Source organism: Pseudoalteromonas piratica, assembly GCF_000788395.1.
Lineage (GTDB): Bacteria > Pseudomonadota > Gammaproteobacteria > Enterobacterales > Alteromonadaceae > Pseudoalteromonas > Pseudoalteromonas piratica.
This window is the reverse complement of the sequence record NZ_CP009889.1, coordinates 412,181-435,284: the sequence shown is the minus strand read 5'-3', so window position 1 is coordinate 435,284 and position 23,104 is coordinate 412,181. Positions and strand designations below refer to the sequence as shown.

The 23,104-nt window shown below is 39.5% G+C and carries 26 protein-coding genes; 7 read left to right on the top strand and 19 right to left on the bottom strand.

Annotated features, from left to right (window positions below):
- Window positions 1-29: 29 nt before the first annotated feature.
- Together OM33_RS16735 and OM33_RS16730 are read right to left on the bottom strand one after the other, a co-directional pair.
- Window positions 30-683, bottom strand: coding sequence for a cupin domain-containing protein (locus OM33_RS16735; protein ID WP_040135259.1), 654 nt, complete (start codon window positions 681-683; stop codon window positions 30-32).
- A 41-nt stretch (window positions 684-724) separates the two neighbouring features.
- Window positions 725-1,483, bottom strand: a complete 759-nt coding sequence (locus tag OM33_RS16730; protein ID WP_040135258.1) for an SDR family NAD(P)-dependent oxidoreductase — start codon at window positions 1,481-1,483, stop codon at window positions 725-727.
- A 103-nt stretch (window positions 1,484-1,586) separates the two neighbouring features.
- Between OM33_RS16730 and OM33_RS16725 the strand changes: the two genes are divergently transcribed.
- Entirely contained in the window at window positions 1,587-1,943 is a 357-nt protein-coding gene (locus tag OM33_RS16725) for a winged helix-turn-helix transcriptional regulator (protein WP_040135255.1), read from the top strand.
- 79 nt (window positions 1,944-2,022) lie between these two features.
- Here OM33_RS16725 and acuI read toward each other — a convergent pair whose 3' ends face one another.
- From acuI to OM33_RS16690, 7 genes are all read right to left on the bottom strand, one after another.
- Entirely contained in the window at window positions 2,023-3,003 is a 981-nt protein-coding gene (gene acuI / locus OM33_RS16720; RefSeq protein ID WP_040135254.1) for an acrylyl-CoA reductase (NADPH), read from the bottom strand.
- A 50-nt stretch (window positions 3,004-3,053) separates the two neighbouring features.
- Window positions 3,054-3,686 (bottom strand): acrylate utilization transcriptional regulator AcuR, encoded by a 633-nt coding sequence (acuR, locus tag OM33_RS16715; protein ID WP_040135252.1) that lies wholly within the window; start codon window positions 3,684-3,686, stop codon window positions 3,054-3,056.
- A 182-nt stretch (window positions 3,687-3,868) separates the two neighbouring features.
- Window positions 3,869-4,657 (bottom strand): DUF417 family protein, encoded by a 789-nt coding sequence (locus OM33_RS16710; RefSeq protein WP_234402774.1) that lies wholly within the window; start codon window positions 4,655-4,657, stop codon window positions 3,869-3,871.
- Window positions 4,658-5,009: 352 nt separating this feature from the next.
- Window positions 5,010-5,270 carry a LysR substrate-binding domain-containing protein gene (locus OM33_RS22395; protein ID WP_081991179.1) on the bottom strand — a complete coding sequence of 87 codons (261 nt, stop codon included), beginning with the start codon at window positions 5,268-5,270 and terminating at the stop codon, window positions 5,010-5,012.
- A 130-nt stretch (window positions 5,271-5,400) separates the two neighbouring features.
- Window positions 5,401-7,029: a chitinase gene (locus tag OM33_RS16700; RefSeq protein WP_040135249.1), complete on the bottom strand. Its 1,629-nt coding sequence runs from the start codon at window positions 7,027-7,029 to the stop codon at window positions 5,401-5,403.
- Window positions 7,030-7,359: 330 nt separating this feature from the next.
- Window positions 7,360-8,193 (bottom strand): DUF3626 domain-containing protein, encoded by an 834-nt coding sequence (locus OM33_RS16695; protein WP_040135247.1) that lies wholly within the window; start codon window positions 8,191-8,193, stop codon window positions 7,360-7,362.
- 194 nt (window positions 8,194-8,387) lie between these two features.
- Window positions 8,388-9,338, bottom strand: a complete 951-nt coding sequence (locus tag OM33_RS16690; protein ID WP_040135245.1) for a LysR family transcriptional regulator — start codon at window positions 9,336-9,338, stop codon at window positions 8,388-8,390.
- Between the two features lie 143 nt (window positions 9,339-9,481).
- On the opposite strand from OM33_RS16690, the gene OM33_RS16685 reads away from it, so the two are divergent.
- Window positions 9,482-10,303, top strand: a complete 822-nt coding sequence (locus OM33_RS16685) for an enoyl-CoA hydratase/isomerase family protein (protein WP_040135243.1) — start codon at window positions 9,482-9,484, stop codon at window positions 10,301-10,303.
- A 203-nt stretch (window positions 10,304-10,506) separates the two neighbouring features.
- Here OM33_RS16685 and OM33_RS16680 read toward each other — a convergent pair whose 3' ends face one another.
- From OM33_RS16680 to OM33_RS16645, 8 genes are all read right to left on the bottom strand, one after another.
- On the bottom strand, window positions 10,507-10,959 hold the full coding sequence (locus OM33_RS16680; protein ID WP_199922614.1) for an SMI1/KNR4 family protein: 453 nt from the start codon (window positions 10,957-10,959) through the stop codon (window positions 10,507-10,509).
- A 465-nt stretch (window positions 10,960-11,424) separates the two neighbouring features.
- Window positions 11,425-11,880, bottom strand: coding sequence for a DUF4262 domain-containing protein (locus OM33_RS16675; RefSeq protein ID WP_040135239.1), 456 nt, complete (start codon window positions 11,878-11,880; stop codon window positions 11,425-11,427).
- A gap of 558 nt (window positions 11,881-12,438) precedes the next feature.
- The gene (locus tag OM33_RS16670; RefSeq protein ID WP_040135237.1) at window positions 12,439-13,212 is read right to left on the bottom strand and encodes a hypothetical protein; all 774 of its coding nucleotides are present in this window, start codon (window positions 13,210-13,212) and stop codon (window positions 12,439-12,441) included.
- 218 nt (window positions 13,213-13,430) lie between these two features.
- A complete protein-coding gene (locus OM33_RS16665; protein WP_040135235.1) occupies window positions 13,431-13,685 on the bottom strand; it encodes a hypothetical protein in 255 nt (84 codons plus the stop codon).
- A gap of 230 nt (window positions 13,686-13,915) precedes the next feature.
- On the bottom strand, window positions 13,916-14,854 hold the full coding sequence (locus tag OM33_RS16660; protein WP_040136884.1) for a polysaccharide deacetylase family protein: 939 nt from the start codon (window positions 14,852-14,854) through the stop codon (window positions 13,916-13,918).
- Between the two features lie 98 nt (window positions 14,855-14,952).
- A complete protein-coding gene (locus OM33_RS22630) occupies window positions 14,953-15,342 on the bottom strand; it encodes a hypothetical protein (RefSeq protein ID WP_040135233.1) in 390 nt (129 codons plus the stop codon).
- Window positions 15,343-15,352: 10 nt separating this feature from the next.
- Window positions 15,353-16,456, bottom strand: a complete 1,104-nt coding sequence (locus OM33_RS16650) for an alkene reductase (RefSeq protein ID WP_040135231.1) — start codon at window positions 16,454-16,456, stop codon at window positions 15,353-15,355.
- A gap of 13 nt (window positions 16,457-16,469) precedes the next feature.
- The gene (locus OM33_RS16645; protein WP_040135230.1) at window positions 16,470-16,886 is read right to left on the bottom strand and encodes a VOC family protein; all 417 of its coding nucleotides are present in this window, start codon (window positions 16,884-16,886) and stop codon (window positions 16,470-16,472) included.
- Between the two features lie 115 nt (window positions 16,887-17,001).
- Here OM33_RS16645 and OM33_RS22815 point away from each other — a divergent pair, with 115 nt between their 5' ends.
- Entirely contained in the window at window positions 17,002-17,358 is a 357-nt protein-coding gene (locus tag OM33_RS22815; protein WP_234402772.1) for a LysR family transcriptional regulator, read from the top strand.
- Window positions 17,358-17,906, top strand: coding sequence for a substrate binding domain-containing protein (locus tag OM33_RS22810; protein ID WP_234402793.1), 549 nt, complete (start codon window positions 17,358-17,360; stop codon window positions 17,904-17,906). The genes OM33_RS22815 and OM33_RS22810 overlap by 1 nt, the downstream gene beginning before the upstream one ends.
- Before the next feature lie 272 nt (window positions 17,907-18,178).
- On the opposite strand, the gene OM33_RS16635 is transcribed toward OM33_RS22810, so the two are convergent.
- Entirely contained in the window at window positions 18,179-19,258 is a 1,080-nt protein-coding gene (locus OM33_RS16635; protein ID WP_040136883.1) for a bifunctional transcriptional activator/DNA repair enzyme AdaA, read from the bottom strand.
- A gap of 193 nt (window positions 19,259-19,451) precedes the next feature.
- Here OM33_RS16635 and OM33_RS16630 point away from each other — a divergent pair, with 193 nt between their 5' ends.
- The gene (locus OM33_RS16630; RefSeq protein ID WP_040135228.1) at window positions 19,452-20,393 is read left to right on the top strand and encodes a DMT family transporter; all 942 of its coding nucleotides are present in this window, start codon (window positions 19,452-19,454) and stop codon (window positions 20,391-20,393) included.
- A 142-nt stretch (window positions 20,394-20,535) separates the two neighbouring features.
- On the opposite strand, the gene OM33_RS16625 is transcribed toward OM33_RS16630, so the two are convergent.
- Complete coding sequence (locus tag OM33_RS16625; protein ID WP_040135226.1) at window positions 20,536-21,096, bottom strand: HD domain-containing protein; 561 nt, start codon at window positions 21,094-21,096, stop codon at window positions 20,536-20,538.
- A 103-nt stretch (window positions 21,097-21,199) separates the two neighbouring features.
- On the opposite strand from OM33_RS16625, the gene OM33_RS16620 reads away from it, so the two are divergent.
- Window positions 21,200-22,153 (top strand): GlxA family transcriptional regulator, encoded by a 954-nt coding sequence (locus OM33_RS16620; protein WP_040135225.1) that lies wholly within the window; start codon window positions 21,200-21,202, stop codon window positions 22,151-22,153.
- 182 nt (window positions 22,154-22,335) lie between these two features.
- Complete coding sequence (locus OM33_RS16615; protein WP_040135223.1) at window positions 22,336-22,917, top strand: hypothetical protein; 582 nt, start codon at window positions 22,336-22,338, stop codon at window positions 22,915-22,917.
- Window positions 22,918-23,104: the final 187 nt, after the last annotated feature.

The window sequence follows — 23,104 nt, the reverse complement described above, 5'->3', positions numbered from 1 at the left end:
GGTAACCGTTTTGTTTTCAGTATAAAACTTCAGGCAATCGGTAGGTGTCCCGTTTTAACTAGGATTACGGTTTCCTGTTCAACATAAGGATGATGTTTGCTCATATGTGGACTTCTTAGCCAAGTTCCTTTCGGATACCTGCCAAGTTCATCAATAAATTCTCCCGATAACACAAATATTTCCTCCCCACCAAAATGAGCATGGGGTTGGAAAACCTCACCTTTAGGCCATTTCACCAGCGCCACATGTTCATGCTCAAAATCATGAAGCGGCATCACTTCTAATCCACCATGTCCCGCAAGCCAATTGGCCTCACGCGTATTTATTCTGACCAACTCAGTATCCCCTGGAGAGAATTGATTGAGTTTTACCAAAATAATACAACCGTCTTTGCTAAAGGGCGCGTGAGAACTACCTGGTGGGTTGCGTAAGTAAGTGCCCGCAGGGTAATCACCATGCTCATCCGAAAAAACACCTTCTAACACAAAAATCTCTTCGCCTTTGGGGTGTGGGTGTGTTGCAAACGCCGTATTTGGGCCGTACTGAACAACACTTGTCGTGTGACCTGACTCTTTCGCTTCGCGTTCTAATGGTTTTCTTAGTACGCCATTAGCAGGGCTCGAAACCCAGTCAAGCTCGGATGTATTTATCACAACCCTTTGTGCAAAATTCATATTAATCATTAAATTACCCCAAAGCGCCTAACACTAGGCGCGTGTATGCCTTAATTTCGACCTGCTATCACGCCGCCATCAACATCCCAAATTGCACCCGTTACCCAGCTTGCTTGTTCTGACAATAAAAAGGTGATGCTATTAGCAACATCCTTTGGCGACCCAACTCGACCAATCGGGTGAAAATCATCAAAGCTTTTAAGTACAGTATCAACCTCATCCTTTTCAATGAAATGCTGATAAATGGGTGTATTCACAACGGCTGGTGAAACTGCATTGACACGAATATTGTGCGCTGCTAATTCCATTGCTAGGTGTTGCGTTAATGCATGCAGCCCAGCTTTCGCCATAGAATAAGCTGATGAAGGCGTTGCGGCAATTGCCTGTTTTGCCCACATCGAACCAATGTTAACAATGCTGCCTCCACCTAATGAAATCATGCCCTTAGCAACCGCTTGTGTCAGCATAAATGTTGCTTTATTCAGGGCGTGATACTTTTCATAATCCGCAATTGAGTGTGCTAAAAAAGGTTTAGGGCTAAAATACCCAGCTGCATTCACTAAATAACCATAATTACCCTCAAGGCGCTCAATGAATTGTGTTACGGCCGCTTCATCATAAAGGTTCAATTGAATACCATTTACTTCACCATAGTTAGAAAGTACGTTTACCGCGTCATCTAGCTTTTTCCCATTATTACCAATAATCGAAACCGATACGCCCGCTTTAAGCAGCTGCTTTGCCGCTTCAAAACCAATGCCACTAGAACCACCAATAACCAAAGCACGCTGATAATTAAAATTTGTCATATTCTTCTTCCTATAATTAAACTCGTGGTAATATTAAAAGCATCTGTAGGTAGCTGAATAGTAAGTACAATTTGGTTAGGTAGGTACTTTTTGGTACATCTTTATGAAATCACAAGAAAAGTTTTTTACACGAAAAATGGCACCGCAAACAAGTGCACGCATGGTTGAAACAATATTTGGCTGTAAATGGTCGCTAACCGTTTACCACTTACTCGAAAATGGCATTAATCGACCCGGTGAAATGGTTCGCAGTGTCGATGGACTGTCGACCAAAGTGCTTAATCAATGCCTAAAGCGTAATGTTGATTTTGGCATTTTAGATAAAGTTGAATACAACGAAATTCCCCCGCGCGTGGAATACACAATTACTGAGTTTGGAGAAAAGTTTGTCGGGGTATTAGCACAAATTTCCGCACTTCAAGAAGACATTGACGCACAACAGAGCCAAAACCATAACTAGTCAATAAAGCTGCTTTCTCAAAAAGAATAAATAAAAAACGGTTACCTATGCTTTTCAGGCAACCGTTTTGCCATCTGTTTTAAAGCGCTAGATCAACGACAACTCGACCTTGCACCCTACCCGCCAATAAATCATTTGATACTTCGACTACTTGTGACAGTGAAATGGTCGTTGCAATATCTTTTAACATGGTGTCATCAATCAACTTTGCCAGTTTTTGCCAAGCAGCTTCACGATCTGGAATTGGCCGCATCACACTATCAATACCAAGCAAGTTCACACCACGTAAAATAAATGGCGCAACAGTTGCCGGAAAATCCATACCCTGTGCCAGTCCACATGCCGCGACTGACCCACCATACTCCATCTGAGCACATACATTTGCTAACGTATGACTTCCAACCGAATCAATGGCACCCGCCCACAACGATTTCCCTAATGGTCGACCAGGTTCTGACAAGGTATTACGGTCGATAACATCCTTTGCGCCCAACTGAATGAGGTAATCAGCCTCTGACACGCGCCCAGTTGAAGCAACCACGTGATAGCCCAATTTTGCTAACAATGAAATGGCAAAGCTGCCCACCCCGCCATTGGCGCCAGTTACTAAGATTTTACCAGAGTCTGGAGTAATCCCTTGTTTCTCAAGCGCAATAATACATAGCATCGCCGTATATCCAGCTGTGCCAATTGCCATCGCTTGAAAGGGTGTGATTTGTGGCGGCAGATGAATTAACCAATCACTTTTAACGCAGGCTCTTTGAGCAAGGCCACCATGATATTGCTCGCCGACCCCAAAGCCATTTAGCAATACCTTATCACCCGCTTTAAACTTTTCACTGTCACTTTCGACCACAGTGCCCACTAAATCAATGCCTGGGATCAACGGAAACTGCCTTACAACCGGGCCTTTACCTGTAATGGCAAGCGCATCTTTGTAATTTAACGTGCTGTAGGCAACATCAACGACGACGTCACCACCTTGTAAAAAGCTCGGTTCAAGTTCTTGTAAGGCTGCACGATAACCTTGTTCATCTTTTTCAATTAGCACTGCTTTCATCGGTATTACCTCCAAATATAGACTGGTCGTCTATTAAATTACAAAAAATTTTATTTCAGCAACATTAAAAAGTGATTTAAATAACTATCGAGTGGTTTGGTCGACTGCGCTAATTTAGCGCGACTCACAGCGCCTTCCCAACCAACCCAGAAAAATTCAGCTAAGGCATGAGGGTCTTTGCTTTTATCGCAAAGCCCTTGCTGTTGCGCCTCTTTTAAACACAGCGCCAGCTTATCTTGCCATTCGCTAAAAATAGCTAGCAGTAAAGCTCGAAACGTTTCAGGTAACAGATCGACTTCTTGGCCTAAGTTACCAACAAGGCAACCACGCGTAAATTGATGCTTGACCATACCTTGTTTAGATAACGCGACAAACTGAGTAATTCGCGTTACTGGGTCAACCGAATGTTCAAGCAAACAGCCATCTAATCGCTTAGCAAAAAACCGAGCGTAATTGTCAATTACTGCCTTACCAAACGCCTCTTTACTGTCAAAATAATAATAAAAAGAACCTTTCGGTGTGCCTGTTTTTTTCAGGATCATATCAATGCCTGACGCCACAAAGCCAAACTCTGTAAAGTGCGCCAAACCACTTTGAATTAATTCAGCTCGTGTGTCGAGGTGAGCTCGCTCACTTTTCTTCGGCCGTCCTCGCTTGCGAGGTTGTGGTGTTTTCTCTGTCATAAATCGATTATAGACCGACCGTCTAAAAAATAACAAGCGATTATTTTTTGCACCTCAAAAATAACGTATATGGCAGTAACTATCAGGTATAAATGAAGGTAAGGAAGCTCACATTACCTGAATCAAAATTGATACAGGTAATGCGAGTAACACGCAAATAAATGAGTGGATTTAGCGGACTATTAATCTCTCAATTGTGCTTGTTTTGATTGCTTAATTGCCAAACACGTAAACAGCACCAAGTTAGCAACAAACCACAGATCTTTAATCAAAAACTGCCCGCCTGAGCTAAGCACTGTATCGCTTGATAGCGCTGGAGGCCATGTAAAGAGGAATGTTTGAGTGGTAAGCATGACTGCCCCAGCCATTAAAATACCAAGCCACAATACGCGCTGGAAGTATACTGATAAAACCAGCAAGCCGAGCGCAATCAAATCGTAAATACCAATCAGGTTTGACGCTGTTTGCACTGACCAAAGATGATACATCCAACTCATTAATGGCGACGAGCGAACCAGATCTTCAATGCCTTGTGCCTCTATTTCAGTAAACTTCATGCCTCCAATCCATAACAACACTAAAACAACGGGGAATAGTTGCACCCATTGTTGTTGGCGTAATGTCATATTGTGTGCATAAAAAAGGTGAATGGCGATCGCCATTAACGCGAAGTATTTAATAATACCTTGGCCCGAACCGATGGCAGGAAAACCACCCAGCTCGGCTATCCATCGGCTGCTATCTAATAAAGTAAACAAGGGTGTAACGCTAATAATTAGCAAACAAATCGCGAGCAATTTTTGCGCCTTATCACTTTTAATACTTAATCCAGCCAGTATCGCCATGGTGGCAAAGGCAAACGCTGCAATTAAGCTGGCATGCTCTTGACTGATTAATCCTTCAAGCAAATAAAAATCTAAAACACGGTTTAAACTAACATCTTGCCCAATAAGCAAAGAACTTATTGCCATAAGCGCGCCTGATACGCTAAGTAAAACACCTACCAAAAACCTGCTGGATATCACTTTCATTTATGTCACACTGTCTCTTCAAAATTAAATCTACAGTGATAGACCTGCCAATAAATCAAAAGTATTCAAAAAAACACAATAATTGGTATACAGGGACTCTTGAAAGCAAAACAACAATAACGCAATAGTAAGTTTACTAATTGATTTAATTAACAATAAAAAGTTAACTCTCTATTGGCGGTAGAATATCGTGTTGCCAGCGTTCCGCGACAAAATCGATAAACGCTCTCACCACTGGCTGCTGATAGCTACGAGATAAATACACAGCCCATAGTTGACTACTGGCATGGATTTAATCTTGTAAAATCGGTATTAACTGGCGATTATCAATAACGTGACTTGCGATATCGTAGGGTATTCTCGCAATACCAGTGCCGTTGATGGTGGCTTGAACAAGGGTGGTAACATCATTGCACACCAATGGGCCGTTTACTCTCACAGCCATGCTTTGTTGTCCCTTTACAAACTGCCAAATATCTTGGTTTAAATGCACTAAACAAGCATGCTCGCTGAGATCTTCGGGGGGTGTTTGGTGTTGCCTACTAACCGTAATATTGGAGTTAACAGAGCGTAATTAAGCTTTGTGCTCGAGTTAAATACACCAATAAAAACTCGCAAGGGCGCTTTTAGCGTGCTTGCGAGCTTGCGGTTTTAATATTCGAACATTGCGCTTAGCTTAATGTTTATTGCCAAGCATTGCTTTGATTTGGTTGTTCACCTTGGTTCCACCATTTTGCTGTATAAGTTTTGTTTTCATATACAGCTTGATCGCCCGCAACATACACGGCACCAGGCTGCCATTGTGCAACTGGTGATTCAACTGGGGGTTCTACTGGTGGCTCAACTGGCGGCTCCGTTGGTGGCTCTGTTGGCGGCGGCGTGTTCGTTAGCAACTGCCAAGGCCCTCCCGCAGTGGGTACATCGCCTTGCGTCCACCACTTTGCTTGATACTCAGCATTTTCATACACCACTTTATCACCTTGCAAATAAACCTTATCTGCCGACCACGCATTACCCGTAGCAGGTGGCTCTACCGGATCCGGTAAAGTATCAACCAGTCTTACTTCTGGCCAATTTGCATGCGACAAATAGAAGTTAGTGACACATTTCTCATAATCGCCAGGTACTAGTGCAGAATATGCCGTTTGATAGGCAACTAGCTTACATTCAAACGCATAACCTCCTGGTCTATCCGCATAGTAAGCCCAATCACCTTCCCAATTAGTGTAAAGTACATCGTTTGCACCTTCCAAATTCAAACTGCCATATGGCGTTTGCTGCCAGCATGTATTCTCTTCATCCATTTCAATGGGGATTTGATAATGTGCAGAAAGCCCTTCCCAATAGCGAATACGGTTAACTGGCTGGCCTTTATTTTTATTTTGCTCGCCACATTCAATACCGCCATTAATAATGTTGATGGTGGTACCAAAACCATAGCCAATACCTGCCGAGCTTTCTCGTTGCGATGGTGACCAAGTACGGTCAATAACATGTAGCATTGCTGGTTTTGGCGCTTGCGGTGTTAAGAAAAACCAAATTGCAGACGCTAAGTTTAGCCATGAATCGGCTACTAATGCCGGGTTATTTAATAACACCGTGGCGTCACCATCAAACATGGCTTCTGAAAATGCACCATAGTTAAAGTGATATGAAAGTTGTTTGGCACCGCGACCAAAATACCCCTGTTCAGGTGCACATGGCCAGCGACGGTTCTGCCAATCATTTTGACCACATCCTGTTGTATACCCTGGTTGCCCTTCAGACCATCCCATTTCCCTTACATGAACAAGTGCTTGTTGCCACTCCTCTAGCCCGTTCGGATTATCGGAAATATTATCTTTAGCAATATGACCACCTGTTTCTTGTGCAAAGTGTGCAAATGCCGTCACAATTGAACGTAAACAAATCGCATCGGCATCTCGCCCATCCGTATAATCACCACAAAAGGCTGGAAACTTTCCAATTGCACGTAAGAAACGCGTATAGGTATATTCTGGCGCAGCCATTTGCGTTAGAAAATTCCATTGCAGCTCACCAAAAACTCGCTCAGCACGCTTAACGTTTACAGGGTTGGTAGCGCCATTTGGAACAATAGATTCAACTAAACTATTATCGGCGGTACGCAGCGCATTAGACCAAATGGCATACATCGGGTTTGCGGTTTTATTTTGTGCCGCTGTTGCGACTTCGCTTTTTAATAACACATAACCATTAGGGTTTTGTGGATCGGGTTGCACATTGAGTGCATTAGCTGCTAAAGGTGCTGCCAATGCCAATTGGAGCGCCCACACTAAATTTGTTTTTTTCATTCTTCTGCCCTTAGAACGTTAACAATTAATTAACGTACCGGATACTGGTACTTTTTGACAACGCTGTCAATAGGTAAAAACTAAAGTAAAACAAGGTTCACAACTTTGCTCAGCAATTGATTTACAAACTAAAAATAACCAAAACCAAGTTATACCCCTCTGACTATAAGGCGTTCGAGAAGATTTAAATTAGACTTTCCAGGCAAAAAAAGGAGGCAATAATAATTAAAAAAAGACACGAATAAGACTGTGAAGAAAGGTAAACAATAAACGCTACCAGCACCAAAACATAGATATTAGAAATTAATAATGAGGCCTGCATACAGTACGTTAAAGTGGGTAACCAAACCTTGCCAAATAGTGCCACACTTTTTTAACGTCTTGTTCATCATAGCCAAGTTTTGTCACAGCTTCGCCAACAATTTTGGCATTAATTTCTTCGTTTAATGCAAGCTGCTTTGCGAGTTCAATAAACTGCTGACCACGATAATTTGGGTATTTTTGCATCGTTTTAATGCTCAGTGTAAAACCTTGGTGCCACTCAACAGGCACTCCTAATGCATTTGCTTGCAGCTCAATTTCGGTAGCGCGGTAGATGGGATCTAATACTAAACATTCAATGTCATTTTTTAACGAAATCTCACCATGAATATGCGCCTCGATGTAGTCATCGAGTAAGTCTTCACTTGCTGAGTTTGCTTTATCTATTAATGATTGCAGATGGCTTGAGACAGCAAAATCATTTGGCTCAAAATAGCTGTCTGGATAACAAAAAGTCGTGCGGGTAAGTGTATGACGTTTTAACTTAAAATAAGCAGAACCAAAACGTGGGGATGCCCCCGTTTCATAATGACGAAAATTCAGTGCTCCATATTTTGGTCTTAATGCATTTGCAGCGTTATCGTAAGCGCCATCAAATACACGCTGCTCCCAAAGCCAACGCTCTCCACCTGAAAAAGCTGATAAGCCACCATTACTCGTACCTGTTTCAAATTGCGATTTTAAGCAACCAGCTTCAGCTATGGCAACTAACAGCGGCACGTTATCTTTAGTAAACCTATCTGGGTGAAAATTAATGGTTACAAAGCTATCAATTTCGCCACACGCCCCTTGTGACTTTAAGCGAATAGTTTCTATTGCCCTTTCAATAACATTATTGCTCATTCTATTGTTTTAACTAAACATTCCCAGTAATTACTCTAACTGATTATGAATTAAAACAATAGATTAAGATTGAAACGCAAACGCTTAAGGTGGTTAAAGCATTGATTAGAAGATGTTAAAAAACGAGCGCAATGAAATTGAAAGTATGATTATCTACTTTCACCTAATGGCAGCAGAAAAACACCATAAAAAACTTAACTATCATGCTTATACATCTTATCAAAATTCGGAATTCTGGTTTCCCAAATTGGTACTTTTTCCCCAATAACTTCGATAAGTGTTTGTATAAATAATTTAGTTTTCATCGGCGCATTTCGGTGAGGGTAAACAGCATAAAATGTACCGTAGTCGGTTAAGTTTAGATGAGTCATTATAGGAACAAGCTTACCATCCAGTATCTCGTTTTCTATCATCTGAGCTGTGGTTACTGTTAGCATATTTCCTGATAAAGCTGTATTAATCAGCATTTCTACTTCATTGACTTTATAAGCTGGCGTTAACTGAAAATGAGCTTCACTGCCTGAACATTCAGTATATTTAAATTTATCAATGACTAGCCCTTGGGCTGAATAAACAACCGCTGGCAAACTTTCTAATTGCGACACTGTTGTTGGCGTACCATATTTTTGTAAAAAGTCAGGAGATGCGACAATCAATAATCGATTTCGAGCAATTTTTTTTGCTACAAGATTTGACTCTTTTGGCTCTCCAATACGAAAACCGATATCAAAACCTTCCCCAACAATATCAACCATTCTATCTTCAAGTAACAACTCCACTCGAATATCTGGGTAGAGTGTTTGAAACGTTAATATGGCTTTTTGAACATGTTGGCGGCCGAACAGTGTAGAACTGGAAATTTTAAGCTCTCCCCTTGGCTCACTGTGATAGTTTTCAGCTAAACGTTTAGAGTTAGTTAGTAAATCTCTCAACTGTTTTGCTTGACCCACCATTTCGCTCCCTGCAACTGTTAGTGACAGCGAACGGGTGGTTCTGTTGAGTAACTGAACTCCAAGCTCTTCCTCAAGCTTTGCTATTTGCTTAGAAACGGCAGATCTGTTGACATTTCGGTATTCCGACACTTTTGCAAAACTGCCTAATTCAGAAACTTCTAATAACAGTAAAAGTCTGCTTGCGAGATCCATAAACCCACCAATTGATTCCAATAAGGAAACATTGTAATTCACTTCTGTCTGTTTTTGGATACCAAAAATAACATTACATTCGTTTCATTCACTCGACATAGTCAATATCGAGTGACGTAATTACCAATCAATTGGAGAGAGCCATGAGCAAATTGATCATCACAAAAGACGCGGGGGTTGCTACCGTAATAATTAACAATCCACCAGTTAACATTCTAACTATTGACTTAATTAACGAGTTAAATCAGTTCGTGTTATCGCTAAAAGATGACCGTGAGACTAAAGCGGTTGTATTTAAGTCATTTCATGAGGCATTTTTTATTGCGCATTTAGATCTGAACGTTATAAATGGATCTCAAGGAGGACAAGCCGCATCAATAGAATTCAATCACATGATTGCAAACATCAAAAAGATGAAACAGCTATCAATTGCAGTTGTTGATGGTGTTGCCCGAGGTGGTGGTAATGAATTTGTAATGGCCTGTGATCTTGCTTATGGCACTGAAAACTCAGCTTTTGCTCAGCCAGAACTATATATTAACATCCCAACAGGAGGCCAAGGGGCTGTGCAATTTGCTCTTCGCCTAGGAAAAGGGAAAGCGCTTCAAGCACTGTTAACAGGCGTAGATTTTACCGCACAACAAGCTGAGCAATTAAACATCATTACTCAATATATACCTAAAAATGAGATGGATGGCTTTCTAGAGCAATTATTGTCAATTGTTGGTAGTTGGGAAGTTCGTGATATTGTGATGTATAAAGAAATCATTGCCGCTTCTATCATAGATGAAGATGCGGGTACTGAATTAGAATTAAGATACTTTCTAGAACGAGCTAAAGAAGAGAAAACTCAAACCATTATCTCAGCATTTTTAAAGCATGGTGGGCAAACTGAACGCGAAGCAAAAGATATTCAGGGTATTTTCGTTGATACCGCTGAAGAGTTAACAAAGTTAGGTTTGTAATAAGAGTTGAGGCAATTAAATGGAATTAATTGCCATTAAAACTTAACTACAAAACTTATCAATATCTAAGTTTTTAAAGTAATGGTATTGATTTCTTTCAGCCAGATGCAAAATTAATTACTTCCGTTTCTTCATAAGCTGTAACAGAAACGAGGGTTAATCATTTTAATAGTATCAACGACTCTGACCCTAATTGATTTGTGTTATTCATCACAATCGTATAATTGTTCAATAAACATACTGAAGCTATCAGCTACTTTGGTCATGTTGTATTCCCAAGGCTCTCCCTCATAATTAGCCTCTTCATGATCCCAGTGGTAAACAGCACCAAGCTCATGTTTGAGTAGACTAAAACAGAAAACATCACCTCCCGGGCTTTCTCCAAATGGGAGATAATGATCTAAAACCATGCCCTTTAACTCATTACATTTTGTTACTAAGTCATCAACCGCTAATTTATTTTTTATAGAGTAAAGATAAGCTACGAAATCAAAATGTTTGCCATCAACCATAACACCATCTGGAAATATTGTTCCACCATTGTGCTTTAAGAGGAATTCAGCATATTGCTCTGGGAGTTTAATAGAAAGAGCTTTTTGCGCTTGATCAATATCATCAATGCCAATGGTTTTATAGGAGTTTTTTACTTCAATCAAATCAATCCCTCGATGACACATAACGCCGTTGTAACCGGCAAAAAATTGTTGGCTAAAATGTGAAGCGAAGCGTAGCAGCCAACAGTTTTTTGTCCGCGTTGACGACTTTGTTATGCGTTGACACTCAAATTTAAAAGCGCTTGCGCCTGCACTAATAAGCCAAACTTAAATTAAAAAACACTCACCAAACCAAAAATTCAAAGAAGCGCTCGACTGGTGAATGATGATTCTGGTCATAGCTTAAATTGAAAAACGAAAAGCCAAGACCAACTTAAAACTTAATTGCGCCACTGTACCTAAAAGCTGATTTGAAGAAAAGACTTGAGGCAAAAACCACTGTAAAGACAGAGATTTAAAGTGACGCATAACGCTTGCCGTAAACGGCACAAAATAGCAGGCTAAAATTGGCGACGTAGGAGCACAAGCCTGCTGTTTTGTGTCCTAGGTTTAACGGCCTTGTTAGAGCTACCAAGCTCCGGTGCCTGACAAAGATGGTTGCAGTTTTTGGAAGCTTTCTGTCGCATCAGGGTCCCAAGGCCATACACCGGTAGTTGTAGGGAAAATTAACTGAATTGCCTCAAATTCCTCTTCATAGAACCAAACTGAGCTTAACAAGAATTCCTTTTTATTTTCATCTGATACCGAATCAAAAGTTACATCAAATCCCTCTAAAAAATCTGAATAGAATTCTTTGTTAGTAAAGACTTCACCAGCTTTAACTCTGTCCCTGTAATTATTTACAATTGAATGACCTAATTCAGGCGACAAGCCCACAACAATTAATTCTGGCACTCCTAAAGTTTTGGTTAAACCGGTTGAATAGGTGAAGTTTGGCTCCACTCCATTTGGGTCAAATACTGAAGTTACATGACAATCAAAATTATCTATGTTTTCTACTATTTTCTTCTCAGATTCGTTCATACTTTCCTGTAGCTCTAACGCTTATTATCGAGAATGCCGGATATGTAATTTTCAGACATCACCTAAAATTTGATAAAAAATGACAATAAGCAATTGATTAATATTAATAAATTACATTTTAAAGGGCGCTAACATATTTAATTTTCGAAAAGAAAGCGAGACCTGTCTTATCGAGCCCTTAGTTGTGTCCTATTAAATACGAAATAGCTTTAATAATCTAATTATTAATCAATAAGTTGAATTTTATGGGCTAGGTAAAGCGAGAATTAATAAATCTATTTAATAGGAAGTAAAATCACATTTTTGATTGGTTAGCTATTATACCTGTGCAAATACACATACTTTGCAGGTATTCAACGAAATAAAAAGTTAACATAGGTATGATCTTTTGAAATCATAATTGTGAACGGCTGCTATTTGCTCATTACTGCCGGATACATAATTAAATTCAGAGGGTTACTTCCGCTTTGTGCCAACAACTGTCATTCGTGCTAACTCTAAACCTATTGCACTGCCAAAGGCATCAGCTAACCTTTGTGATTAGCCGACTAGAGTTAATTACCTATCAAGTAAGCTCAAGTTGCAATCTACCTTGTATGTTTTGCTTAACGCTAAAGTCTCACGTTTTAAGCCGTAGCGTTCTATTGAAAAGTTAATAACTTTATTACCTACCACTCCTAAATGTAAGATATAACCTAATAAATCTAACTTGACCATCCCTTCATCACTAATTGGGGTTTTATCATTCCATGGTTTATTCTTGATTAAGCAAGAATGAAAAAGACCTAACCGCCCTTGATTTTTAGGTAATGATAATTCGGGGTTACTCTTAAATAATTCCTTGTAGGCCTTTTTACTACTTAGTTGCTCCAACAACCTTGTATTACTATGTTCTTTAAATTCATTAAGTAAATTCAAATCACAATTCACCGCATAACTGTTGCTACTCCACTCTACAGAGTTTCCATTATCTACCTTATAAAGTGAAAATCTATACACTGTATCACTAGCAACTCTGGCACTTAAAAGATAGGAGTTGTCTATGCGTATTTTAACTGTTGAAGCCTCACCTTCTTTAGGTGAACTCCAGCCTAACGGCTTATAAGATTTTAAGCAGGTATAAAACTTTCCTAACTTGCCTGTATCAAATCTGACACCTGTTTTAGAATAATTGTCCTGAATTAGATATGTAGACAATGAATTAAATTTAGATAACTCATTGATATAAATTTTTGCTTGGATAGATTTACTTACCCCATACAAAAATAACAAAATAAATAGTAAATATGTAAAGTTAATAAACATATTTTTATATTTATCTACTACTTCCATTAGTTATTACCTCCCCAGATACCACCGTACCCACTACTATAAACAGCACTAAAGTCATGTTTGTAATTTATAAACGACTTACTCGGTTTGGCAAAATCCCAAGTATACTGGTAGCCATTAATTCTCCCAGTGTCGGCCTTTATGAATGAAAGTGAACTTTGATTGTAGCCTGCTCCATAGAGTTGATAAGGGCCTGATAAAGCATCTTTATACGATGGTTAGGTAAAAATTGTAGTTTCTATCCCTAAATCTAGACTGAAATTAGCCAACCCTAACTTTGACCCACCTTCAGCACTCCAGTATCCACCGGCGTTAATATCCACATTATTAAAATCGACCGATAACCATCCTCCGACTGCAGCAGCACCCTGAACATTTGCGACCGTGGCACTCGGTGTCCCACCAACAGCCAGTGTCATACCGACATTTTGCTTCGCTTCGAACAATTCGGGGTCTGGTCTAGCATTTTGCATGGTGCTCAAAGTTTTATCAACGACCGTTGATCGCTCATTACTGCCAGATACATATGAAATTCAGAGGCTTACTTCCGCTTTGTGCCATAAGCGGTAATTTGTAAAATCCGCATAAATAGCAGGTTAAAGTGACCAAAATCAACGAAGAGGAAACTTAATCAATATTTGTATTGGAATAGACCTGAGCCATACTACTGCTAGCTTTCCTCTTAATTGATGTTTATTCCCACCTAATTATTAAAATTTCTAGGGGCATTAATTGGTACATTGTTTTTCTTTAACACCCATTTAGCGATATCATCTTTACGCATAAATTTGACAGCTTTGTGTTGCTTAGCGTAAGCAATGAAATCATCTAACGCTTTTACACGAGCTGGTGAACCAGCTAACCTGTCATGTGCACTAATTGACATCATCCGACGGCGTTTTGTTCCTTCTTTATAAAGTACGTCAAATTCATCTTTCAGCTCTTGTAAATAAGCTTTTCCTGTCATTGCAGTGCTACCTGTGTAGCGCACAATATCATTGTTTCTAAACGTATAAGGCACCACAACAATTGAGCTATCACCTACTGGAGTATAAGATGGCTCATCTCTTGATAAATCATCAATGTGGTAAATAAAGCCAAGCTCTTTCAAAATGGCTAATGTGTTTGGTGAATGACGCATCCAAAACGCGTTAAATCCCACAGGACGTTGTCCTGTCACTTTTTCTATTATATCGGCGCTTTTAATGTAAGAAGCACGCTCTTCCTCAGGTGTCATCGAATATTGTGGCGTCCACGTTTGTCCATGACCTGAAGCTTCATGTCCTCTGCGAACAACTTCTTTAGCAAGCTCAGGATTAAGTTCAACGGCACGACCCACCATGTGTGACGTCACCTTTATATTGTGTTTATCCCATAAGTTTAATAGCCGTGGGATCCCCTCATTCATACCATATTGATACCATGAAGGTGCAATAGTATCTGGGAACCCCGCTTCTTGTGCCGGGAATGGCCCCGGATCTTGCTTATCTTGGGCCGTCGCTTCAAATTGCATCGAAATTGAAATAACTAACTGTGCATCGTCAGGCCAAAAAGTGTCTTTGTTGTTTAGTTCTGTGGCGCTGGCCGAGAAAGCGGCTATCGCCAGTGGCAAGCCTAGCCAAACTGTTTTTAAAAATTTCATATAAACCTCAATAGTGAATTTAATTAAATCAGTAACCATTAATTAACCAAAGCGCCACCATCAATATCGATAACCGCACCAGTTATTGCTGGATTCGTTCACAATAATAAATATCCTGTAGCTTGATCTTCCGCTGTAGCAACATACTGCGCAGGCAATCTTTTAGCTGCATCACTGAATAATGTTTCACGGGCTTTCTCACTTAGGGAAGAGTATGCTTCTGTTTGCGTTAACCCCGGAGAAACGACATTAATTCGGATGGGAGATAACTCTTGCTCGCCAATCGCTTCAACCGTGCCAGCAGCATCCCAACGATGTTTCAAGCTTTTTTTTGGCGCACGTACTTTAGTATCAACCGGATTCACCGAAACAGCGTTAACTTTCACCAGTAAATCGTAACCAGCAACCGACGGTTTAGCGATTTCTACATCTTGCAGTGCTTGCTCATTTTCTATAGGTAAATACCGATATAGGCCAATGGCTTTCATAGTAATCTCCTTAAATTTGCTCACCATAAACGGGATAATCGGTATAACCTCGTTCATCACCACCAAATAAGGTGGTTGGATCTGAAATGTCATTTAGCGGTAGGTTATTTTCTAAGCGATAAGGTAAATCAGGATTTGCTAGAAATTTACGCCCAAAGGCAACGTAATCAACTAAATTGTTATTAATTAACTCATCTGCTTTATCTAATGTGTAGTTACCGGCAACAACAATGGCGCCAGAGAAATTTTCACGTAATTGCTGACGAAACGCTTCAGTTACAACAGGCGCGTCGTCCCAGTCTGCTTCGGCAAGGTGAATATAGGCCATACCCAATTCATCAAAGTGTTTTGCTAACAACAAAATGGCATCGATGGCTTCTGGATCATTCATACCTCTTTGGGTAATAAATGGCGCTAATCTTATTGCGGTGCGCTCTGCGCCAATTTCATCACTAATGGCTTTAATAATTTCTAAGGCAAAGCGAATGCGATTTTCTAAACTACCGCCATATTCATCGTTGCGTTTGTTAGATGTTGCGCGTAAAAATTGGTCAATTAAATAACCATTTCCTGCATGTACTTCTACACCGTCAAATCCTGCTTCAATCGCATTTACAGCCGCTTGACGATAGTCTTCAACAATACCTTTGATTTCGTGCGTAGATAATGCTCGTGGAACAGGACAATCAAGCATACGGCCAACGCCATCATCACCCACTACCCACACTTGCGCATCTGGAGCTAAGGCGCTCGGTGCAACAGGTAGTCCATCAGGATGAAACACAGGGTGTGACATTCGACCAACATGCCAAAGCTGGGAATAAATAATGCCGTCATTATCATGAACAGCATTGGTGACTTTTTTCCAACCATCAATTTGCGCTTGTGTATAAATGCCCGGTGTAAAGGAGTAGCCTTTGCCCTGTGCTGAAATTTGAGTCGCTTCTGAAACAATAAAGCCTGCACTTGCCCGTTGCGCATAGTAAGCCGCCATTAACTCAGTAGGGATATCACCCGGTTGCGCGGTACGAGAACGCGTCATAGGTGCCATCACGACTTTATTGTTGGTATTGAGATTGCCAAGTTTGCCTGTGTTAAATAATGCGTTTTTCATATGCTTAACCTCACTAATGAATGTCGTTTCTCGAAAATAAAATTTCGATTTTTAGGCCATCTGGGCCTGTGATAAATACTTGATGTTCGTTTGCTTCGGGTATCTCTCGTTCAACAAAAGGCACGTTATACGTTAACAAACGACCTTTAAGTCCTTGGTAGTCACTTGAGCTAAACGCTAAATGATCAACCGTTGGCAAACTCGGTGTTGAACTGTGCTTTTCATCATGTCCTAAATAAAAAGATTGCTCAGGGTTAATGTCATTTCTTCCCGCAATGTGGATACAAGGCACATTGAGTTCGTCATACAACCAAACACCAGCAAAACCAAACGGTGGGCGTTGACCCTCTTTCAAACCAAGTGTTTGTATTAAAAACTGCGACATCTCATCTAAATCAGATACCAGCAGTAATGCGTGATTTAATTGCATATCTACCTCCTTAAAGCGATGACATCAGTTTAACTGTTTTGACTAAATTGATAATTACTCGTAGAGTTAAATCACTATTCAGAAAAACTGAAGAATAATGACAAAAATAGATGATATGGCGTTGTTCGTTCACGTAGTAAAAGCGGGAGGACTAGCGGCAGCAGGACGAAAATTAGGGCTTTCACCCGCAAGTATGACGGCACGCATTAACCAAATTGAAAAGCGTTACGGCACAAGGTTGCTGACTCGAAATACACGAAGCATCTCGTTAACCTATGCTGGAGAGCGTTTTTATAGCGGTTGTTTACGTGTCGTTGAAGAAGTAGAAAATACTGAAAACATGATACAAGAGTCGCAAGAAACATTGCGAGGAAGCCTAAGAATTTCGGCTACATCTGATTTTGGCCGACAATATGTCGACCAGCACTTGCCGAATTTACCAGTAACCATTCTGATGTTTCTCCTCATTTGATGTTATCTGACGGCTTAATCAACATCGTCGATGAAGGGGTAGATATTGCCTTTAGATTCGGCAATTTACCAGACAGTAATCTTATTAGTAAACCTTTAGCTCAAAATCGACGTGTGTTATGCGCATCTCCCAACTATATAAAGCACAACGGATTACCGCGACATCCAGAAGAGCTAGCCAAGCACCGTTGTCTGATCCTAGAGCGCTCAGGCCAACCATTAAACGATTGGTATTTTGAAATAGATAACAAACGACAGTTAATAAAAGTAGAGCCGCACTTATCATGTTCAGACGGTGAAGTAATCAGACGTTGGGCAGTTCAAGGTTATGGTATTGCTTTTAAGTCATTAATTGACGTAAGAAAAGATTTATCTAACAACAAGCTAGTATTACTATTAGATGAATATGTACGTGGATTTAGTCATAGTGATACCGAAGTTGTCGGCGTACAAGCCATTTATGCCAGCAGGCAATATCTGCCAATGCAGGTAAAAGCATTTTTAACTTTTTTCGAACATTGGCTAAATAAAGAAATTAGCAACCCATAAAACTGAGAACACTCAAATGGGTTCTGTTCTCGTATTTTACATGGTGATATTACAATTTTAAACGGCCGTTATTCGCTCATTACTGCCGAATACATAATGAAATTCAGAGGGTTACTTCCGCTAAGGCGTCATTAGCAGACGTTAAACAATTGACCAATAGAGCTAATTGCAATTAATAAGTACATGTTTACTTGATCTCCATAAAACAAAAAAAAACATATGCGGAAAAAACATATGGTTGTGTTTATACTAAATTACAAAGATTTACTAACTTAAATTTCTTTGTTTTCTATCTTTTTCTTTCGTCTTTCGATGTCCAATAATGTCCTTTTTCTTGCTAACCCCCAACGATAACCGCCTAGGGAGCCATCTCCCCTGAGTACGCGGTGACATGGAATAAGTACTGCTATTGGGTTTTTACCGCATGCCATTCCTACTGCTCTAACAGCTTTTGGATTATCAATATGAGAGGCAACTTCACCATAGCTTGCTACGTCTCCTTCTCGGATACTAAGCAGAAATTTCCATACTTTGATTTGAAAGGCTGTTCCCCGAATATCGAGAGGAATATTTGGTTTTGGTGCATCTCTACTTATGTGTGCATCCAATGCAATCATCCATTCATCTAGCTCTGGGGCATTCTGTGCTTCAGAATGAACTAATTGGGCTTTAGGAAACTCTTTAGATAGTATTGCAACGAGTGCTTCTTCATCTTCCCCAAATTGTACTGAACATACTCCTTTTTCTGTCGCTGCCATTATCATGTAACCGATAGCGCTTTTTCTGCATGCATAATGAATGACTTCTCCTTCACCACCCGCCCTGTATGCTTTGGGTGTCATACCTATGTGCCGGGCTTCCTCACCATAGATACGACTGATTGAACCAAAACCAGATGAGTAAATAGCTTCTGTAACCCCTTCACCACTTTTTAACGAGCGCTTGAATTTTCTCATACGCACAGCATCTTGATATTGCTTTGGCGAGACACCGAACATTTCTTTAAATACTCGTTGTAATCGAGAAGATGAGAGGTTGGCTACAGTACCTAATTGAGCTAACGTAATTTTATCTTCGAAGTGGTTTTCAATGTACCGAACAACTTCAATCATTGAACCTGTTCGGTCATTTTGCTTTGAGGGAAAACAACGTTTGCAAGGACGAAAACCTGCCTGCATTGCTGACTCTTTACTGAAGAAAAACCTCAAGTTTTCATGGTTTGGTGATTTGGTTGAACATGATGGAAAGCAGAATATCCCAGTAGTAACAACTCCGTAAAAAAACTGCCCATCAAAGGCGTTATCTCTTAGTGCTACTGCTTTTCTCATTTTACTTTCAGATAAATCTGGCATAACCCTTCTCATCATTTAACCTGACGAATACTATCTAATCATATAAAACCTTTGGAAAACATCTGAATCTTGCTAAGGAATTATTTTTTACTCTAGTTTTTAATTTGCAATAAATAGCAATATTCGGATGTTTTGAATTTGAAGCGATAGTTAGTATTGAAAGCAATTATTATCTCTTAGGGTTAAACCAACTATGACAACATCCATCAGCCATACAATGAGCGTTAAAGTATGGGCAATGCTCATTATTCTTTCTGTACTGTGGGGTGGTTCCTTCTTTTTTGTGGGTGTAGCGGTTAATGAATTACCTCCATTCACAATTGTTACTCTTAGAGTTGCCATAGCCGCAATCATTTTATGGGGAATAGCATTTCTTGTAGGACACCGTCCGCCAAAAAAAATGAAAGTTTGGATTTCATTTTTTGCAATTGGGTTATTGAACAACGTTGTTCCATTTGCGCTAATTGCATGGGGACAAACTCAAGTAGCCTCTGGCATTGCCTCCATTCTCAATGCCGCGACACCTATATTTACTGTCATTATCGCGGGCATTATGCTACCAGATGAGCGTCCTTCTATATTAAAAGTCATCGGTGCAGGAATCGGATTAACTGGCGTGGTTGTGATGATTGGTGTACCTACATTCGGTGGCGAAGGTAAGTTGTTAGCGCAAATTGCAATTGTAATAGCAACAATATCTTACGCCTTTGCTGGAGTATATGGTAGAAGATTCAAATCGATGAAAATTAACCCAATCATAACTGCAGCAGGTCAAGTAACTGCGTCAACATTTATATTAGTTCCTGTAACATTGTTTATTGATGGTCCAGTCAATGTACAAGACATAAACACAAATACATGGGGTGCTGTTATTTGTCTTGCGATTTTCTCTACCGCTGTAGCCTATGTGCTTTATTTTAGGATTTTAGAATTAGCCGGAGCTACAAACCTATTGCTAGTCACGATGCTTATACCTATTTCCGCAATACTGCTTGGTTCACTTTTCTTGAATGAGTCGTTAACTGCAATACATTTTTTAGGAATGGGACTAATTGCATTCGGGTTATCGGCAATTGATGGTCGCATATGGAAAAAAGTTAAATTGGCTGTAATGAAACGAAGCGCTCTTAGCTGAGCAGGAAGCAAGTAGAGTATTTTAGGGGTGAAAAGAGGCGAAATGAAGAAGAATTGAAGGTCTCTTTTTCGCTCATTCTGTCGGATACATAATTAAATTCAGTTAGTTACTTCCGATTTGTGAAATTGCAGACATTCAAAGCTTAATTTTTGTAAATATTTTTAATTCGCATCATCGGCAACGGATTCAATGGGTTTCGGCCTAACTGAATGAAAGTAAAGCGAATTAACGTCTTGTGAAAGTTTGCATTAGGAATAGCCCGTTTCACTTCCTTAATAAAGGATTTATCTACGCCGTTTTTTATAAAGCCTAATGAGAAGTCAACCAAATCTGCTTTTCTAAACACTTCTGCAAGTTCGTTGTACGGGCCTTTATATTCAGTAATCAAATGGTGCATATCAATGATAATTTGAATTTCTTCTTTCCAGTCATCAAGACCTTGCTTTTCTAACCACTGATGACAGTCTTGATACGATGGAACAAGATAGTCCACTCTGTCGTGAGTCCACAGTGCAATATCATGGAAAACTGCGGCTATCTGAATTTTCTTACTGTCTTGCTCTGAAATATTTGGCAATAAGAAATGACAATAATTAAGCATTCTGGTTATGTGATTTCTATAGCCGTCAAAATCTTTGCTAATTACATCACGAAACTGCTCTAAAATTTCATCAACAAGTTTAAAACTAGTAACGATTTCCATATTTCACCCTTCAATAATTAAATTAGTGCATCCATTATATTGGTATAAATTTCATACGATATGGCTATAATGGCATTAAACATTACTATCTGGCCAAAATTACATGAAAGAAGTCGTCATTGTTGCTTTTGAAGGAATTAGCTTGTTCCACCTTTCAGTGCCAATAGCTATTTTTGCAGACGCTGTACTGGAAGAAAAAAGATTGTTTAATGTTCGTGTCTGTTCAGAAACAAATGGAAAAATAAATTCTGCAAATGGGTTAGGCATAAATATTGAAAACGACCCCTCTATTATTCATCAAGCAGATATAATCATTATTCCTAGCTGGCAACCTGAAAAGGTTCCGAGTCCAAATTTGATAAAACTGCTCGTCGACGCACACAATAATAAAAAGTTAATCGTTGGTTTGTGCCTAGGAGCATATGCACTAGCGTATAGCGGACTACTGAAAGGCAAGAAAGCGACAACTCATTGGAAATACGGAGATGATTTTAAAACAAAATTTCCTCAAACCTCTTGTGATATTAACCCCCTATATTTAGCTGAAAATAACATAATCACGTCTGCAGGAAGTGCTGCAGCTATCGATTGCTGCCTTTATATTGTAAGGCACTACTACGGGGTTAAAACAGCGAACAAAATTGCCAGAGTAATGGTTTCATCTCCAGAACGGAGTGGCGGACAAAAACAATATATAGAGAATCCAACCATAGAAAAGCCGAGGGATGAGCGAATTGCAACATTGATAAGTTTTGTTTTGCAAAACATTACATACAATCACACTTTAGAAAGTGCAGCTGCCTTCTGCATGATGAGCACTCGTAGTTTCAGTCGAAACTTTAAATCATCCAATGGGATCAGTTTTACATCTTGGTTGATTAATCTTAGGCTTAACAAAAGCTTAGAATTATTAGAATCCACGCACTTTTCTGTCACCGAGATATCAGAACGAACGGGATTTAGCTCTGAACAAATATTTCGTAAGCATTTCAATAAAAGATTTGATACGAGCCCCACATCTTGGCGAAAACTGTTCAATAGTTCTCTCGAGCAATAGAAGGTTTTTTTAACGTATTATGATAACGCTATAAGATTATTGGATGGTTTCCAACCTCTAAAAAACTAAAAACAAATTTGGGGTTGGCTACGGCTATCAAATCAATATTATATCCTAGCTCTCTGTGGTAGAAATTAATTTGCTTCTTAAGGAATTAAAGCAATTAATAAAATGGAATTTAAATGAAAAAAATAATAATAATTTTAAGCTTAGTGTGTCTTTATGTTGTTTATTTACATATAAAAATTGCGGATTTAGAAGCCAATAACCTGCAACTAGAAAATCAGTTAGCTGAGTCTTTAAAAAGTGCATCAACCGCTGTAGAACGCAAACAAATAACACCCCACTTGCCTACCAAATCGCAACCACGTTTAGCATTTAAGCAAACGGATAATACATCAAACATTAATGAAACAAGTACAGATGTGATTGAGCAAGGTAAGTTATTCTCACACACAAAACAAAGCTTTACAGAGCAAGATATCGACGAACAATGGTCGATAGACTTTTCCGATAATTTGTTCTTTTTTCTTAGCTATCATAAAGCCCTTTCTCATTTAGATGTGAAGCAAATAGATTGCCGCGAAACGATGTGTAAAGTTGATGTGTTTGCAAATGAAAGCGACCCCATTGAAGCCGCAAGAGAAATCGCACAACAGTTAAAAAACGATAAAAAGTTTAAAGATCATCCCTTCTATTTTGATTCGAACTCTGATGAGGGTGTTATTCGTATTGAGATAAACAGATATAAACAAACCCAATAACTTTTTTGTAAGGCGCTCACTAAGTTAATTAAGTTTGCATACGTAAGACAATATTGCTTTGAATTTTGCACTCACACCGAGCACTTGTTTATTGGCATCAGTGTCATAGAGCCTTATTTTCAAATGTTCTAAATTGCAAAAATCACGCGGAATCCCCCTCCGCTTGCTTTAAGTTTATTTATCACCT